Annotated in this window: 11 protein-coding genes; 4 read left to right on the top strand and 7 right to left on the bottom strand. The window is 71.7% G+C overall.

From position 1 onward, the window contains the following. Positions 1-199: 199 nt before the first annotated feature. From KVT44_RS03585 to KVT44_RS03575, 3 genes are all read right to left on the bottom strand, one after another. Positions 200-919 (bottom strand): NPCBM/NEW2 domain-containing protein, encoded by a 720-nt coding sequence (locus KVT44_RS03585; protein WP_190174455.1) that lies wholly within the window; start codon positions 917-919, stop codon positions 200-202. Between the two features lie 314 nt (positions 920-1,233). After that, positions 1,234-3,444, bottom strand: a complete 2,211-nt coding sequence (locus KVT44_RS03580) for a hypothetical protein (protein WP_217566062.1) — start codon at positions 3,442-3,444, stop codon at positions 1,234-1,236. Positions 3,445-3,566: 122 nt separating this feature from the next. Further along, complete coding sequence (locus KVT44_RS03575; protein WP_217566061.1) at positions 3,567-4,913, bottom strand: acyltransferase; 1,347 nt, start codon at positions 4,911-4,913, stop codon at positions 3,567-3,569. A 366-nt stretch (positions 4,914-5,279) separates the two neighbouring features. On the opposite strand from KVT44_RS03575, the gene KVT44_RS03570 reads away from it, so the two are divergent. Further along, a complete protein-coding gene (locus tag KVT44_RS03570; RefSeq protein WP_217566060.1) occupies positions 5,280-6,908 on the top strand; it encodes a carboxylesterase/lipase family protein in 1,629 nt (542 codons plus the stop codon). Here KVT44_RS03570 and KVT44_RS03565 read toward each other — a convergent pair. The 3 genes from KVT44_RS03565 to mmuM all read right to left on the bottom strand — a co-directional run bounded on the left by KVT44_RS03565 (position 6,847) and on the right by mmuM (position 9,790). Continuing rightward, a complete protein-coding gene (locus KVT44_RS03565) occupies positions 6,847-8,406 on the bottom strand; it encodes an amidase (protein ID WP_217566059.1) in 1,560 nt (519 codons plus the stop codon). The two genes, KVT44_RS03570 and KVT44_RS03565, sit on opposite strands and share 62 nt — an antisense overlap. Further along, complete coding sequence (locus KVT44_RS03560; protein ID WP_217566058.1) at positions 8,403-8,687, bottom strand: hypothetical protein; 285 nt, start codon at positions 8,685-8,687, stop codon at positions 8,403-8,405. The genes KVT44_RS03565 and KVT44_RS03560 overlap by 4 nt, the downstream gene beginning before the upstream one ends. A gap of 158 nt (positions 8,688-8,845) precedes the next feature. Further along, entirely contained in the window at positions 8,846-9,790 is a 945-nt protein-coding gene (gene mmuM / locus KVT44_RS03555) for a homocysteine S-methyltransferase (RefSeq protein ID WP_217566057.1), read from the bottom strand. Between the two features lie 78 nt (positions 9,791-9,868). Here mmuM and KVT44_RS03550 point away from each other — a divergent pair, with 78 nt between their 5' ends. Continuing rightward, positions 9,869-11,098: an aminoglycoside phosphotransferase gene (locus KVT44_RS03550; RefSeq protein ID WP_217566056.1), complete on the top strand. Its 1,230-nt coding sequence runs from the start codon at positions 9,869-9,871 to the stop codon at positions 11,096-11,098. Between the two features lie 47 nt (positions 11,099-11,145). Then, positions 11,146-12,945 carry a leucine-rich repeat domain-containing protein gene (locus KVT44_RS03545; RefSeq protein ID WP_217566055.1) on the top strand — a complete coding sequence of 600 codons (1,800 nt, stop codon included), beginning with the start codon at positions 11,146-11,148 and terminating at the stop codon, positions 12,943-12,945. Between the two features lie 20 nt (positions 12,946-12,965). Here KVT44_RS03545 and KVT44_RS03540 read toward each other — a convergent pair whose 3' ends face one another. Beyond that, positions 12,966-15,086: an autotransporter gene (locus KVT44_RS03540; protein ID WP_217566260.1), complete on the bottom strand. Its 2,121-nt coding sequence runs from the start codon at positions 15,084-15,086 to the stop codon at positions 12,966-12,968. A gap of 159 nt (positions 15,087-15,245) precedes the next feature. Here KVT44_RS03540 and KVT44_RS03535 point away from each other — a divergent pair, with 159 nt between their 5' ends. Further along, entirely contained in the window at positions 15,246-16,655 is a 1,410-nt protein-coding gene (locus tag KVT44_RS03535; protein WP_217566054.1) for an RICIN domain-containing protein, read from the top strand. Position 16,656 lies beyond the last annotated feature (1 nt).

Below are 16,656 nucleotides of genomic sequence, written 5' to 3'. Positions count from 1 at the left end.
GGGCCCGTCGAAAGTTTCGAACAGCACTGCTCGCGCGACCGGCACGGCGACCGCGTAGCAACCGCTTTCTACACTAAGCCCGCCTCAACACGGCGTGAAGGGGAAAGGATTGACGGAAGTCCACAGGACTCCTCGCGGGCCGAAACTTTCGAAATACCGAACGTGCGCCGGGTCGTGCCGGCCATGCGACCGGGCACGGTCAGGCGATCAGGACGGCGTCTCCCAGCGCCGTGGTGAAGTAGGAGTTGCCCTCCGAGCCGGTCTTCGTCATGACGCAGGTGATCTTTACCTGGTCCTGCCCGGAGATGTCGACCGAGAGCTTCGTGACGGAGCTGGAACGGGTCTCCACGGGGCGACCGATCTGGTTCCCGGAGGCGCTGGTCACGGAGACGGAGCCGACCGACCCGATGGCGTTGTACGAATCGGAGGCGATGCCCACCGAGGCCTGGAGGGTCTTGTAGCCGCTGACGTTGTACACGGCGCTCTGGCCGTTCTCGTCGCAGTTGAGCCGGACGGCCTTCGGATAGCTGTGACCGAGCAGCGTGGCGGGGGAGGCGTTCACCGAGCCGCCGCCGTCCACCACGCCCAGGTCCGCGAGGAAGGTCCGTCGGCCCGGGGCGGGGCTCCCGGAAGGGTCGCTCGGGTCGTCGGTGGGTGTCTCGCCCCCGGCGAGAGTGGTCTCGGAGGGGCTCGCCGTGACGGTCGAGGTGGCTGTCACGGTCGCGGTCACGGTGGCCTCCGCCGACGGCTTCGCGTCGCCCCCGGAATCCTTGTTGATCACGACCACCTGCCCGCCGAAGAAGCCGCCCACGGCCGTCGCGGCGAGGACGAGCAGTTCGACCCACCGCGGAATGCCCCGCTGGCGGCGTGGAGCGGGTGGCGGCTCGGTGGCGTCCCGTTGTTGCTTGTCGAGATTCACAGTTGTCCTCTGTGGGGCGACGGACCGGCGGACCGGCCGGGACCGGTCGCGTCCCGGTTCGTGTGCTGGTGACATGCGTCCGGGCAGGCCAGGTCGGCCCGCCCGGACAACAAATGTGACGGTCACGCTAGTCAGCTGAGAGGCGGCGTGTGGGCACGCTCGGCACTTCCCATGCGGCAATCGGAGTGCGTTTCACCAGGGGCGCGTTCTGGGGAGGACGTGTGCCACCGCGCGCCCCCTTCGGAGGCCGTTCCGGCACGTCCCGGTGTTCCCTTCGGGGCCGTTCCCGCACGTCTACGTGCCTCCGGTCGGCGTCACGTCTCCCACACGTCGAGCCGGCCCGTGGTGTCGAGCGTCGCGATCCGCCGTCCGTCACGCGTGGCGGCGAAGTCGTTGTAGTAGCCCGACTGTTGAAGCTGGGTCCCGGCCGGTCCGACGGTGGGGCACACGAGCCGGCCGCGCTTGAGCCAGAGCAGGGTGCCCGTGTCCGTACACACCAGACGCATCTGTGCCGCACCGAGTCCTTCGAGGCTCTCCCGGTCTCCCAGCGGTCTGCGGTAGACCTCCTTGTCGTCGTCGACGCTCCACACCACGACCTCCGCGAAGGTCACGCACCCCACGTGGCTGCCGGACGGGGAGACCGCCAGCCAGCACCCGGGGTCGGGCAGCGCCGCGCGCAGGAGCCAGTTCCTGGCGTACGGCAGGCTGTTCTCGGTCTCCTTCACCAGTGGCTCGCCGCCCCTCCGGTGAATGTGGACCCTCCTCGAACTCGCCATGGCGATCACGGAACCGTCGGTGCTGACAGCGCTCGCCGCCAGGGCCGGCGGGCACACGACGGACTCGATCGGCGTCCCGTCGTCGAACCTCCGTACCGTCAGCCGATTCCTGTCGTGTGTCGCCAGGACGTCGCCGCCGCTGGTCACCAGGAAGTGATCGGTACCGAGGCGGACCGGGGCCGCGCGCCGTACGCCGCCGTCCCGGGGGAAGTGTGTGATGTCCAGTTCCTCCGGACGGGCCGCGACGACGCTGTGGGTCAGGGAGGCCACCAGGGCCTGGTGCCCGAGCCGCAGTGCCGGTGACCGGCCCCCGACGCCGGGCAGTTCCTCACCCGAGACGGTCCACCGCCTGACGCCTCCGCGCCCGTCGACGACCACGACCGTGTCGTCCGGTCCGAACCCGACCACGGCCTCCTTGTCCCGCACCCCCGATTCCGCACCCCACAGCTTCCGGCGGGGCGCCTGGTCCGGTACGAAGGCGGGGGCGGCCGACGCGCGCGGCCCGGTCAGTCCGGGCATCTCGAACGAATCCCTGGCGGGCCGCTCGGACGGCCGATCCGCCGTCCCGCCCGCGCCGGTACGCCCCAGCAGTTCTCCGGCCGCGTGCGCGGCGAGCCGCGCGCACCACGTACGACCGGTGTCGCCGAGGTCGGTGTACGAGGTGAACAGCAGCGCCTGGGCCTGGAGCGAGAGCAGGAACTGCAGTTCCCAGGACTCGCTCCAGTGCCGCTCGCGCATGATCCGCAGCGCCGTGTCCCGGACGGCGGCCACCCGCGCCGCCGCCTTCGGCACGATCTCGGCGCGGTGCGTGGCGGCCGGGTCGACCACGAACCGGAGCAGGGCGTGGCGCTGGTCCGGCGGCAGGGGGTGCCGAATGTGGGGGACCAGGGCGGACAGCAGCAGGGTCGCGAGATCGCGGCCGAGCGCGGCCCGGTCGCGGAAGGTGCACAGATCGATCAGGTGGTACTCGTCCGCGCGGACCTCCTTCTCCCAGCGGGACACGATGATGTTGTCCAGGTGCAGATCGCCGTGGGCCCGGCCGCGCAGCACGCGTACGGAGGGATCGGGCAGCGCGGCGGAGCCGCCGGTCACCATCAGGTAGGGGTTGGGCAGACGCAGTCCGTCGCTGTAGACCCAGGGCGGCGAGGGTTCCAGGACGCCCAGACCGCGACCCCAGGCCCGGACCGAACCACCGCCCTCCCAGGCGTCGCCCAGTTCGGCGCGCAGGAACTCCGAGGCGGTCACCGGTTCCGGGACGGCGGCCTGTGCCCGCTCCTCGGCGGGACCGTTCCACTCGGTCAGCAACCCGCGTACGACCTCCACGAGCACGCGGTCGGTCTCCTCGCCGTCGAGCGAACCCAACGGCGTGCTGTCCCGCAGGCTGTCGCCCGCCGCTTCCTGGAACATGAGGGTCCGACCGTCCGGAAGGTCCCGGGCGGGGAACGGCTGTCCCACCAGGTGGCGCCGGGCGAAGTCCGGGGCCGCGTCCAGCGCCGCGCTCAGCGCCTCGGGTTCGCGGGCGGACGCGCCGGCGGGGAGGACCTTGACGACGAGCATCCGGGCCGGAGGCGCGCATTCCACCGCGAGGAGCGAGGCGCCCGTGTAGCTCCTGCCGGGCACACTCCACAGGGGGCGCCGCACATACAGTGCCGTCAGCCTCTCCTCCCGCGCCCAGTCGGTGAGTTCCTCGACGACCCCGGGACCGCAGTCCCGTCGGATGATCTCGGCGTCTTCCTTCGCGATGCGCACCAAAGAGAGCTCCTCGGACGGCTCTGACCGGACGGATCAGCCTTCCACGAAGCCATGGACGACACGGAGAAAGTCCTGAAATCTGCCGACCGTCCGTCCCGTCGACGGGAGCCGACGTAGCGTCAGGCGGCTTCCCGAAAAGCCTCCTTGGGCTCACCGGGGTTTTGGTCGGCCGTCGTCCGGCGACGTGCCGTCAGCAGTGCCGTGCCCAACAGCAGGCCCAGCGCGGGCAGGACGGGGAACCGGCCGTCGGGGGCGAAGCCCCGGGTGGCGAAGCGGGTCAGGGCGGTGACGCTCGCCGCCAGACCGAGCCAGGGCAGCCACGAGCGGTAGGAGCGGGAGGAACGGTAGGATCGGGAGAAGCCGGGGTCCGGGCGCGTCCGTTCGTGGAGGAGGCTCAGCCCGCGCTCCAGGGGACGCAGCGCCCGCACGACACCGGTCAGGACGACGCCGAGCACGAGGAGCCACGGCAGCCGGAGTCCCCACCAGGCCGCGGACCCGAGGGCGGGTTCGGGCGCGAGGCCGGTCAGATAGAACGCGGCGGCGACGATCAGCACCGGCAGCATGTGCCACAGATACAGCGTCATGCTGGCGCCGCCCACGGGGCCCACCGCCCGCCACACCCGCTCGCGGTCCAGCAGCCGTCGTACCGCGGGCGCGGCCAGCAGGCACAGGCCGACCTGGGCCACCGCCCACGCCAGCATCGCCGCCGACGGCGGATCGGTGTTGCTGGGGGTCTGCCCGGTCACCAGGATCAGACTGACCGGGAACGGCCCGAGGGTGATCAGCGCGGCGAAGGCCAGTGCGCCGCCCGCCGCCAGCGCGGCCGGGAGCGGCCGGCGCTCCGTCAGCAGGCCGTCCCGCCAGCAGAAACCCAGTTGGTAGGGCACGCCCCAGACGAGCACGTAGTCGAGCAGTCCGACGTACGGCGTGTGCGCCGTCACCACCAGGGTGTCGGCCACGAGGGCGACCGCGCCCATCGCCACCGGGACGAGGAGCCCCCAGCGCCGGTGCGCCGCGTGCAGCGGCGGGGTCAGAGCGCTGAGGAGCAGATACACCGGAAGGAACCAGAACTGCATCGCCATCGCCCAGCCCACCAGTTCAAGGGTGTTCGGGTCCACGCCGACCGCCGAGCAGATCCCTACGGCGGACAGCACCAGTCCGCTGTACACGGCGGCCGGAAGCAACAGCCGCAGCGCCCGCGCTCCGACCCATCCGGCGGCCGTACCGCCCGCCGCCCGGGCCCGCGCCCAACTGCCGCCCGCCGCGTGGCCCCCGGCGAGGAAGAACAGCGGCATGATCTGGAACCCCAGCGTCAGCCACTGGGTCCAGGGCACGGTCGCCAGCAGTTCCGGCGCGCGGATCTCCCCGCCGGGCTCCCGGACGAGGGCGGTGATCAGCCAGTGGCCGAGCACCACCAGGCCGATCGCCCACGCGCGCAGGAAGTCGACGTAGCGGTCTCTGCTCATGGGTTGTCATGCTGCCGCAGTGCCGTCACCGGCCGCCGCGGGGAGCTCGGGCCGCAACCAATTCGTGCCCGGTACGACATCCCCCGCAGGCAGGAGCCCGAGCAGGCAGGAGCCCGACAGCTCCGGTCCGTGGTCGGCCCTGGTCCGCGTTGCCCTCGCCCTTCTCGCCGTCCCTCCGCGGCCCGGGACAGCCCCTCCCCGCCCCGTCCGACTTCGGCGATCGCGGTGGTCGTGCGGGACGCGGCCTCACCCGAACGCACGTACGTGTCGGCGGGGCATCGGCAGACGAGCGTGGTGATCACTGGAGGCGGTGTGATGCTCTGCTGTGGAAGGACACGACGCGTCGGGTGAGGAGCTGGTGGGCGGATGGCGGTGGACGCGGTGGACTCGGTTTCACGGACGCACGACCCGGTGGTCACCACTCCCTACGGAGCGGTGCGCGGCCGGTACGAGGACGGGATCGCCGTCTTCCGCGGCATCCCCTACGCGGCCCCGCCGTTCGGCGCCCGCCGCTTCCGGCCACCCGTCCCGCCCGAGCCCTGGGACGGTGCGCGTGACGCGGGGGAGTTCGGGCCGACGCCGCCCAAGCCCCCGTACTCCGAGGCGTTCGCGCGGCTCCTCGCCGACCCCGTGGTGCCCGGCGACGACTGCCTCAACCTGAACGTCTGGACACCGGAGCCCGGCCCCGGGGCCCGGCTGCCCGTCATGGTGTGGATCCACGGCGGCGCCCTGACCCGCGGCTCGTCGGCCGTTCCCGTCTACGACGGCCACGCCTTCGCACGCGACGGTGTCGTCCTCGTCTCGATCAACTACCGGCTGGGTGTGGAGGGTTACGGGCTCTTCCCGGACGCGCCGCCCAACGCCGGGCTGCGCGACCAGCTCGCCGCGCTGGAGTGGGTGCGGGAGTCGATCGCGCGGTTCGGCGGCGACCCGGAGCGGGTGACCGTGTTCGGTGAGTCGGCCGGGGCCATCAGCATCGGGGCGCTGCTGGCGAGCCCGCGCGCCCAGGGGCTGTTCCGGCGGGCAGTCCTGCAGAGCGGACCGCCGGAGGCGAGCGAGCGCGACAAGGTGCGGCGCATGGTGCGCAGGATGGCCACCCGGCTGAAGGTCCCGGCGACGGCGCGGGCGTTCGCCGCCGTGGACCGCGCCCTGCTGCTGCGCACCCAGGCCGACGTGGCCAGGCTCAGCAGCCCGGTCCTCGGCGGGCCCGCCTTCGGGATCGTCGTCGACGGCGACCTCGTCCCGCGCGACCCGATGGAGGCACTCCTCGCGGGCGGCGCGCCCGACGTCGAACTGCTGCTGGGCTGGACCAGCGAGGAGTACCGGTTGTGGCTGGCCCCGGGAGGCCTGCTGGAGCGTGTCGACCGGCTCGGTCCCGTCGCCCTGGCCGGTGCCATGGCCCGCTGCCGCTGCGGCCACGAGGTGCCCCGCGGCTATCGGGCGATCCATCCTGGGGCGGGCACCGCGGACCTCGTCGGGCAGATGGTCACCGACCATCTGCTGCGGGTCCCGCTGCACCGGCTCGCCGATGCCCGTCCGCCGCGGACACCCGCGTACGTCTACGAGTTCGCCTGGCCCTCCAACGTGCCGGGCCTCGGCGCCTGCCACGCCCTGGAGCTCGGCTTCGTGTTCGACACCGTGGAGGTGCCCCAGGCGGCGCAGCTCGCGGGCCCGGGCGCCCCGCAGGAACTCGCCGACGCGATGCACGCGGCGTGGGTGCGGTTCGCGGTCGAGGGCGACCCGGGCTGGCAGGCCTGGGACGCCTCGCACCCGGTCCGGATCTTCGGCGCGGGCGCACCGCACACCGTACTCGGACCGCGCGACCGTGAACTGGCGCTGTGGGACGCCGAGTCGGGGCGGCCCGGTGCCCCGCTCAGCTCCCCGGAGTCCGCCCCCTCGTCGCGCCCGCGCCGACCCCGCCGGGTCATGGCCGTCAGGCCGAGCTCGTGGCCACCTCTTCCGCCGAGAGCCGGGGGCGGGCGATCGCTGCCCTGAGGCGCGCGGCGGCCGGGACCGGGTCGGCGGGCCGCCGCGTGTGCCAGTCGGTGACCGCCTGATACGCGGCGGCGACCTCCAGCAGCCGGTCCTCCTCGTAGGGCTGCCCGCCGAGGATCGCCCCCACCGGCACCCCGCCCGCGTCGAAGCCGATGGGGAAGGCGATCTCGGGCAGCCCGAGGATGTCGAAGGGGACGGGCCCGGTCTGCAGGAGCACGTCGCAGCGGTTCATGAGCCCGTCCAGGACCTCCCGCAGCAGATGGTTCTTGGCACGCTGGGCCGTGATCCACTCGTCGCCCGAGAGCATCAGCCCCTGGAGCCAACTGAGCAGCGAGACACCGAACTTGGCCGGGTCCTCGCGCAGCCAGTGCCGGAACGGCTCGGTGCGCTCGGCGAGCCGGGCCGCGTTGAAGGTGCCGGTCAGCAGGGTCCAGTCGGCGGGATAGGCGATGTCGACGAGGGTGACGCCGGGAATCGCGTCCAGCTGGTTCAGGAGGGCGGTGCGCAGCTCCTTCTGCGCGACCAGGAAGTCCGACGGCACCCCGATCCGGGTGGCTCGGCGCATCCGCAGGGCTCCGCCGCGCGAGAGAACGGGCGTGGCGGCCCGTACGAGATCGGGCACGGCCGGAAGTCCCAGCGTGCGCGGGTCCTTCGCGTCGGGACCGGCCATGACCTGGAGCATGAGCGCCGCGTCCATGGCGTCGCGGGCGAGCGGACCCGAGTGGTCGCGGGTGAAGGACAGCGGGATGACGCCGTGGATGGACACCCGGCCCATGGTCGGCTTCAGACCGGTCAGGTTCTGCTGGTTGGAGGGCAGCACGATGGAGCCGCCGGTCTGGGTGCCGATCGAGGACGCCGCCATGCGCCCGGCGACCGAACAGGCCGGTCCGGTCGAGGAGCCGCCCGGGTCGACGCCCGGGTCCCCGGGCGTCCAGGCGTTGACCGTGGTCACCGTCCCGTTGGGCTTCGTCGCCCGGGTGGTGGCGAGCGGACCCATCTGCCCCTTGCCGAGCACGATCCCGCCGGCCGCCTTCAGCCGGGCCACGGCCGTCGCGTCCTCGTCCGGCACGAAGTCCTCGAAGATGGAGGAGTTGCAGCGCGTCGGCACGCCCCGGGTGAAGTAGTTGTCCTTGATGCAGAGCGGGATCCCGCGCAGTACGCCCCGGGCGCCCTGCCCCCGGTCCGCCTTGCGCGCCGCCGCGAGTGCCGCGTCCGCGGTCACCTCCGCGTACGCCTGATACGTCCCGTCGTACCGTTCGATCCGGTCGAGGTAGGCCTCGGTGAGGGTCGTCGAGGTCAGCTTCCCGCGCCGCATGAGCACGACGGCCTCGGTGAGTGTGGCCTCGGTGGGGTCGTCGAGGGCCGCCTCGCGTACGTGGATGTCGGGGACACGGGGAGTCGTCGAGGCCTGCGCCGCGGTGGCCGTGCGCAAGGCGACCCCGCTCGCCACGGCCGTCGAACTCGCCAGGAACACCCGGCGGTTGAGGGATCTGCTCATCGGGCGTCCGCCTTCCCCGTCCAGGCCTCCGTGATGGAGGGGTAGATGAGGGGCGGCGAGGCCTGCTGCGCGTACGCGGGGGCATCGGCGGGCGGTGCCCAGCCGGATATCGCGCCGGGGGTGGAGGCCACGAACGACCGCAGGTTGGCCAGTACCTGGTCCCGTGTGGGCACCCCCGTCGCCGCGTCGAACACCTCGGGCAGCAGGGAGAGGTCGAACCCCGCGAGCGCGAGGCGGGTCCGTACGTAGGCGTCCAGTTGCTCGGTGGTGGGCACGCTCAAGAGGGCCTCCATGATCGGCTGACGAGTACGGGGACTCCATCACCCGTCCGTGAAGCCCTCATTGAGCGCGTGCTTCACGGGAGTTACTGCACGGGCGTCAGCACCCGATCACCGCACAGGTGTCGGCACGCGCTCACCGAACCGCCGTCAGCACCCGCTCACCGCACCGGCGTCAGCGCCCGGGTGATCCCCGCGATCGCTCCCGGTCCCACCCGGCAGCACCCCCCGATCAGCCGTGCCCCGCCCCGCCGCCAGCCGGTCACCTGCTCGGCCGTGAAGGTCGACAGCCCGTTCCAGGCCCGCGCCTCGGCGTCCCACACCTCGCCGCTGTTCGGGTACACCACCACCGGCTTCCCGGTCACCCGCGCCGCCGTCTCCACCGCGCCGTCCACGTCCTCGGGGGCGCAGCAGTTCACGCCGACCGCGATGATCTCGTCCGCGTCGGCGGCCGGGGCGAAGGCCTCCTCCAGGGGCTGCCCGGCCCGCGTACGGTCCCCGGCGACGGTGTACGACAGCCACGCCGGTACGCCAAGACCGCGTACCGCCCGCAGCAGCGCCTCGGCCTCGTCGGCGTCCGGCACGGTCTCCAGGGCCAGTACGTCGGGCGCGGCGGCGGCCAGCACCTCCAGGCGGGGGCGGTGGAACCGCTCCAGCTCGGCGACGCTCAGCCCGTACCGCCCCCGGTACTCCGAACCGTCCGCGAGCATCGCCCCGTACGGGCCGACCGAAGCGGCCACCCACAGCGGCCGGGTCGCACCCTTCGCGTGCGCGCGACGGGCCGCCTCCCGCGCCAGCTCCACGCTGAGGCCGAGGAGTTCGGCCGCCCGCCCGTGCGGGATGCCGCGCTTCGCGAAGCCCTCGAAGGTGGCCTGGTAGCTGGAGGTGATCGCCACGTCCGCGCCCGCCTCGAAGTACGCGAGGTGCGCCTCGGTGATCGCCTCGGGCCGCTCGGCGAGCAGCCGCGCCGACCACAGCTCGTCGCTCAGGTCGTGCCCGGCCGACTCCAGCTGGTTGGACATGCCGCCGTCCAGGACGACCGTTCCGGAGGCGAGGGCGTCGGCGAGGGAGGGGGAGGAAGCGCTGCGGGGGGTGTCGCTGGTCATGTCACGACGCTAGTCGATGGGGACGGCCGCGACCTGTTATGTCCATCTGGTGAGTAGAAGGGGCCCTAGCCTGGGGGCATGCGTGAAGTCGATCAACTCGACGCCGAAGGTGGTGAGATCCTCCGCGCCGAAGTGCGGGAGATCCTCGGGGCCCCGGCGGACCGGGCCGTTTTCGAACCTCTCGTCCACAACCTCAAGAACGGCGTCACCGGCGGCGTGTGGCGTGTCACGGTCGGTGATCGCTCCGTCGTCGTGAAGGTGCTCACCCGCGGCAAGGACACCGGCGGCGCCTGGGACGCGTCCGACGACCCGAGGCACTGGAACTTCTGGCGCCGCGAGGCCCATGTGTACGAGTCCGGGCTCGCCCGGAGCTGGCAGCCGTGGGGCATCACCGCCCCCCGGCTGCTCGCCTCCGTCGACCGCCCGGACGGCGACGTGGCGCTGTGGCTGGAGGACGTGCGGGGGGAGTCCGGCAGGACGTGGTCGATCGCCCGCCATGCCGAGCACGCGCGGCGACTGGGCGCCGCACACGGAGCGGCGCTCACGCACGGCGCGGACGGCTCCGACAGCGCGGACGACACCCACGGCGTGGATGCCGTCCACGGCGCGGACGGCACCCGCGGCGCCGCCCCCGGCCGGGACCGGCCCTGGCTCTCCCGTCGCTTCCTCCGCGACTACATCTGCGCGCAGACCGTCGGCCAGGAGCTGCTGGACGACGACACGGCGTGGCGGCATCCGCTGGTGCGCGACCACTTCCCGGCCGGGGTGCGGGAGGCGATGGTACGGCTGCGGCAGGACCGGGAGTGGTTCCTCGGGATCATGGAGACCTTGCCGCGCGTCTTCAGCCACCTCGACCAGTGGCCCGCCAACGTCGTGTCCCACGGACCGGACAGCGCGCTCATCGACTGGGCGTTCGCCGGGGACGGCGCGCTCGGCGAGGATCTCGGCAACTACATCCCCGACACCGTCTGGGACCTGTTCCTCCCCGCGGCCCGACTGCCCGAGCTGGCGGCGGCCGCGTACGAGGCCCATGTGCACGGGCTGCGCGAGAGCGGCTGGCGCGGCGACGAACGCCTCGTACGCCTGGGCATGTGCGCCTCGGCGGTGAAGTACGACTGGCTCGCGCCCCTGATGCTCGCCCGCGCCGACGAGGCGCGGCAGCCCGACTACGGCGGCCAAGGGGAGGTGGCCGCCGAACGGCGTTACCGGGAGCGGGGGTTGGCCTTCGCCTTCCTCGCCGGCTGGGCGGCCGAGGCACGTGAACTCGCCCCGCTCCTGGGCTTCCCACCGGCACCGACCGGCCGTTGACCAAGGGGGCGGGGTCGTTGTCGGACCCTGCCCCTACAGTCCCGTTCATGAATTCGGACCACGGCAACGGCGCCGCACCCCAACTCGACTCGCTGCGCGCCCTCTTGGAGAGCGCCAAACCGGCCCAGGCCCGCAAGGCCGTCCGGGAACTCGTCATGCTCGCCGACGACGGGGAGGCGCTCGACCTGGCCGTCCGCTTCAACCGGATCGCCGACTACTCCTCGGAGCTGCTCTTACGACTGTGGCCGACGGCCGCCGACCCCGACGGCTTCTGCGAGGCCCTGCTCGCCCCGGCCTTCCGCCGCGAGGGCCGCACCGAGCTGCGGCTGCGGCGCACGGACTCGCTCCGCGGACTGCGGCACCTCACCATGCTCCGCGGCCTCCACCTCGACCGCCTCAAGGAGATCACGGACCTCACCGAGGTCGGCGCGCTCGGCGAGCTGAGGGATCTCGATCTCAACGGGTGCGCGGGCGTCGAGGACCTCACGCCCCTCGGCGGCCTCACCGAGCTGACCCGGCTCAATCTGCACCGCTGCCGGGCCGTCGCGGACACGACCCCGCTGCTGACCCTGGGCAGACTGCGCGAGCTGGACCTGAGCATGACCAAGGTGCGTGCCACACACGGCTTCGGAGCGGCCTTCCCCGCCCTGGAGACCCTGACGCTGCGCGGCTGCCGGGCCTTCAAGGACGCCGGTCAGCTGTCCGGCCTGCGCCGGCTCACCCACCTCGACCTCGGCTGGACCGGCATCCGCGACCTGACCGGCCTGCGCGACGTACCCGCCGTCACCCACCTCGACCTGCGCAGCTGCGGCCAACTCCGCGACCTGCGGGGCATCGACGCGCTGTCCGACCTGACCGAGCTGACCCTCGACGAATGTCCCCGCCTGAAGAGCGTCGACGGATTCGGGGTCCATCCCCGTCTGACCAAGGTCGGCATCCATGGGTGCCCTGAACTGGCCGACCTGAGCGGACTGTCGACACTGACGAACCTCACCCGCCTGTACCTCCGGGGGAGCGAGCGGCTCACCTCCCTGCGGGACATCGCGTCACTGCGCCTCCTGAAATCGGTCGGCGTCCTCGACTGCCCGTCCCTGCGGGACTTCTCCGCGCTCGGCGCCCTTCCGTTGCTGGAAGGGCTGTCCATGATCGGGCTGGACCAGCTCCGCGATCTGTCCCCACTCGGCCTCGTGGGCCACGACCGACTGGCCGATCTGTCGGTCACCGGTTGCCGCAACCTGCGCACCTTCGGAGAACTCTCCGGTCTGACGGCGCTGAGCAGCCTCTGGGTCCACGACTGTCCGTCCCTGACCGACCTCGACGGTCTCGGCGGCCTGCCCGCGCTGAGCAAGCTGACCGTCCTGGACTGCCCCCTGCTCACGGACGCCGACGGCCTCGCCGGCTCCCCGCTGCGCGAGGCGGTCTTCTCCCGCAACCGCGTCCTGGACTCGCTGCGCGGCCTGGAGGAGTGCCCTGACCTGCGGAGTCTGAGTCTGATCAGCTGCCCCCTGGCGCAGGACATACCCGCCGGGGGAATCGAGACGCTCCGCCTGTCCGGCCTGGAATGGAAGGACGTGTCCCGCCTGGCCGACCACACGCGCCTCCGCGAACTCGACATCCGGGGCCTGGCCGAGCTGCGGGACCTCGGCGCGCTGACGGGACTGCCCGCACTCACGGAGATCAACCTGGGCCACTGCCGCGACCTGGAGGACTGCCGCCCGCTGCTCGACCTGCCGTCCCTGAAGCACGTCACCATGCCCTACCGCATGTGGTACCGCGAGTACCAAGGAGATCCCGATCCCGTCATGACGAAGCTCGCGGAACGCGGGGTGACCGTCGTCCACCCATGAGTCACTCGTCCATCCATGACTCACCGGGAGGCAGCGTGCCGCCGTCCACCGCGTCGCCGTGACCGGCCCCGCCGGACCACCGGTACGGCGAGCGCGGCCAGCAGTGGCGCGAGCAGCAGCGGCCACCACGAGCTCGCGTTCTCACTGTCGCCGACGGCGGTGGAGTTCTTCACGGACGCGGCGCCGGACGAGGCGGGGGACGGGGCCGCGGTCCGGTGCTTCGGTACGGCCTTCAGGGTGACGTCGTTGCCGTCGCCCCCGCGATAGCTGATCCGGTACGTGGTGTCGGCGAGCTCGACCGTGGCGCCCTCGCGCAGGCCGGAGAAGACGCCGGCCGTCCTCGCGCGGCCGGTGTGGTCGAGCACCCTGATCTCGCCGGCGGGGCCGGTCCCGGCGGCCGACAGATCGAGGTCCCCGGCCAGCCGGACCGCGCCCGTCACCTTCAGGGGCTTGTCGCGCAGGACCAGCGTGCCCTTCGCGCCCTGCGTGTAGTCGCCGGTCACCGTGAGAGCGCCCGCGACCTCGCCGTCGTTGACGACCGCGCCCCGTACAGTGCCCTTGCCGCTGAGGGACGTGGACACCCGAAGTCCCGTCGTCCGCACGTCCAGCCGCGCACCGGCCGAGGTGAGCCGAATCGCCTTGCTGTGCGCGAGCGTGGCGCCGGAGGCGAGGGCGAGCGTGCCCTTGGTGATGGTCGTCGGGCCCGTGTACGACACCTCGCCGCCCGTCAGGGTCGTCGTCGCGGCGCCCGACTGGGTGAGCCCGCCGACGCCGTCGACACGGGCCAGCGACACAGGAGTCGCGGTGTTGCGGACGATCAGCGTGCCGTCGTCGACGATCCGTCTGCGCTCGGTGCCGGTCATCAGCGAGCCGTCACCGCCCCGCGCGCCCGAGCCCAGCCGCAGCACGGCGCCCTTCTCGATGGTCGTCGACCCGTCGTAGTACTGCTCCGCCGCGAAGGTGACGTCGTTGCCGGGCGTCCCCTTGATCACGACGTCCCCGGCGCCGGGCGCGGCGAGTGTGTCGTGGTACCGGCCGCCGCCGATGGGCGCGCCCAGGGTGACGGGACCGTCGTAGGCGAAGGTCAGCCGGGACCGGACGCCGCTCGCCATGTGCAGGTTGATGTAGACGGTGTCCTTCGTCCCCGGCATGAAGATCTTGTGGGTGGTCCCGTCGCCCCACTGGACGTCCGCCCCCTCGATGTTGGTGCCGCGCTTGTTCAACTGATGAGCAATGGGCCGCCAGTTGATGCCCGGGTCGCTCAACGACGGGTCGGTGTCCCCGCCCTGGTCGCTGTAGCCGTACTGGCCGGTGAGCACGACCTTGCTGCCGGGCCGCGAGTGGACGTTGACGTCGCTGCCGTACGCGCGCTGGTAGAAGTTCTGGCGCAGGGTGATCGTCTGGTGCAGCGGGGTGTCGATGATCCAGGAGCCCTGGTTGAGGATGGCGCGGGCGTTCGGGAGCGCCACCGGGTACTCGGGACGGCCCACCGCCATGCCGGTGCCGTTGTCGATCACTCCGGAGAAGGGGTGGGTGCCCGCCAGGTCGAGGGTGCCCCACATGTTGCGCGGCTGGGTGACCAGGCCCGAGCCGCTGATGGTGCCGATGTTGAAGGTGCGGGTGAGGGAGAGGCGCAGGGTGCCGTCGACGCGCACGTTGAGCTGGTTCAGCTGGTAACCGGGCGTGTTGTAGGGGAAGTGGCCGATCAGACCGGTGCCGCCGCCGGTGCCGTACTGGAGGGTGGCGCCCCGCTCGACGGTGATCGCGGGCGGGTCGGGGTTGCTCACGGTGGTATACGGGTGGTTGCCGCCCTGGGTGGTCACCTTCTGCCGCTGCCGGGCCGCCGGGAGCGTGAAGTCGCTGTCCTTGGTGAGGATCAGCGTGCCGCCGCCGCGCACGGTGAGGGTGCCCTGGCCGCGGAACACCCCGTCGTACGTCGTCGTACCGGACGGCACGGTGACCACCGTGTCGCCGGTGAGCGTGACGTCCCGGTCCGCGAGGACGTCGGCGGTGGCGTCACGGCCGCCGACGGCCGAGGCCGCCGCGCGAACGGAGCCGAAAGAGGGAGGCGCGGTGACCAGGAAGGCGACGGTCGCGAGGGCGCCAACGGCGGCTGCTGTCTTGTGGGTATGGCTGCGCACGTCATCGGAGACGTACGCGGACGGCGGCGATAACAGAAATCTCGCGTCCATCTTTGTCACGCGCGACCCGTTGACCTTCCCGTAACACACCCTTACCTTTTCGGCGTTCGTAATGACAGATGCCGTACGAAATCTCGAACCCCCTCCGAGAGGCGTCAGATGAGACGTGTGTACGCAATCCTTGTCGCCCTGTGCTGTGCGTTCGCCGCGGCACTGGTGACCGCCGGACCGGCCCAGGCGGCGGCCCAGACCATCACCAACGGCACCCAGTTCACCGACACTTCGGGCAACGCCGTGCACGCACACGGCGGCGGGGTGATCAAGGTCGGCAGCTACTACTACTGGTTCGGCGAGGACCGCAACGCCGACAACACCTTCAAGTACGTGGACGCCTACCGCTCCACCGACCTGAAGAACTGGGAGTTCCGCAATCACGTACTGACCCAGTCCAGCGCCTCCGAGCTGGGCACCGCCTACATCGAGCGGCCGAAGGTCATCTACAACGCGTCCACCGGCAAGTTCGTGATGTGGATGCACAAGGAGAACGGCGTCGACTACAGCGAGGCGCGCGCCGCCGTCGCCGTCTCGGACACGGTCGACGGGAACTACACCTACCAGGGCAGCTTCCAGCCGCTCGGCCAGTACATGTCCCGTGACATCACGACCTTCGTCGACACGGACGGCACCGGCTACATGGTGTCGGCGGCCCGCGAGAACTACGACCTGCAGATCTACAAGCTCACCGCCGACTACACGGGCATCGACAGCCTGGTCGCCAACCCGTGGGTGGGCGGCCACCGCGAGGCACCGGCGCTGTTCAAGCGCAACGGCGTCTACTTCATGCTGACCTCGGCAGCCACGGGCTGGAACGCCAACCAGCAGCAGTACGCCACCGCGACCAGCATCGCCGGCCCCTGGACCGCGATGACCAACGTCGGCGACTCGACGACGTACAACTCGCAGACCGCGTACGTCCTTCCGGTCCAGGGGACTTCGGGCACCTCGTATCTGTACATGGGTGACCGGTGGGGCAACTCCTTCGGCGGCACCGTCAACGACTCGCGTTACGTCTGGCTGCCGTTGACCTTCCCGACCTCCACCTCGATGTCCATGTCCTGGTACCCGGAGGTCTCGCTCGACACCACCGCCGGGACGATCGCCGGGACGAGCGCCACCTACAACACGCTCGTCGGGCGGTCCAGCGCCAAGTGCGCGGACGTTCCCAGCCAGTCGCTGTGGCAGGGCGTCGCGATCAGCCAGTACACCTGCAACAGCGGCACCAACCAGAAGTGGTGGTTCAAGGACCTGGGGACCGGTTACTACGAACTCATGGGCCGGGGCAGCTCCCTGTGCCTCCAGGAGAACTCCGCCAGTGTCACCCAGGAGAACTGCACCGGCGCCACCGCCCAGCAGTGGAGCCTGACCACGTCCGGCAGCTATGTGCTCGTCAAGGCCCGGGCGAGCGGCAAGTGCCTGGACGTGTCCGGCGCGTCCACCGCCAACTCCGCCGCGATCATCACGTACACCTGCAACGGAGGAACCAACCAGCAGTGGACACGCGGAACATGAC

The sequence above is a fragment of the Streptomyces sp. GbtcB7 genome (assembly GCF_019091445.1).
Lineage (GTDB): Bacteria > Actinomycetota > Actinomycetes > Streptomycetales > Streptomycetaceae > Streptomyces > Streptomyces mirabilis.
The sequence above is the reverse complement of the archived record's forward strand: the minus strand, read 5'-3'. Positions and strand labels throughout refer to the sequence as shown.

Excerpts from the sequence above, each read along its gene's own strand:
- KVT44_RS03575 (WP_217566061.1), bottom strand. The coding sequence starts at position 4,913 with ATGAGCAGAGACCGCTACGTCGACTTCCTGCGCGCGTGGGCGATCGGC.
- KVT44_RS03570 (WP_217566060.1), top strand. The coding sequence starts at position 5,280 with ATGGCGGTGGACGCGGTGGACTCGGTTTCACGGACGCACGACCCGGTG.
- KVT44_RS03565 (WP_217566059.1), bottom strand. The coding sequence starts at position 8,406 with ATGAGCAGATCCCTCAACCGCCGGGTGTTCCTGGCGAGTTCGACGGCC.
- mmuM (WP_217566057.1), bottom strand. The coding sequence starts at position 9,790 with ATGACCAGCGACACCCCCCGCAGCGCTTCCTCCCCCTCCCTCGCCGAC.
- KVT44_RS03550 (WP_217566056.1), top strand. The coding sequence starts at position 9,869 with ATGCGTGAAGTCGATCAACTCGACGCCGAAGGTGGTGAGATCCTCCGC.
- KVT44_RS03545 (WP_217566055.1), top strand. The coding sequence starts at position 11,146 with ATGAATTCGGACCACGGCAACGGCGCCGCACCCCAACTCGACTCGCTG.
- KVT44_RS03535 (WP_217566054.1), top strand. The coding sequence starts at position 15,246 with ATGAGACGTGTGTACGCAATCCTTGTCGCCCTGTGCTGTGCGTTCGCC.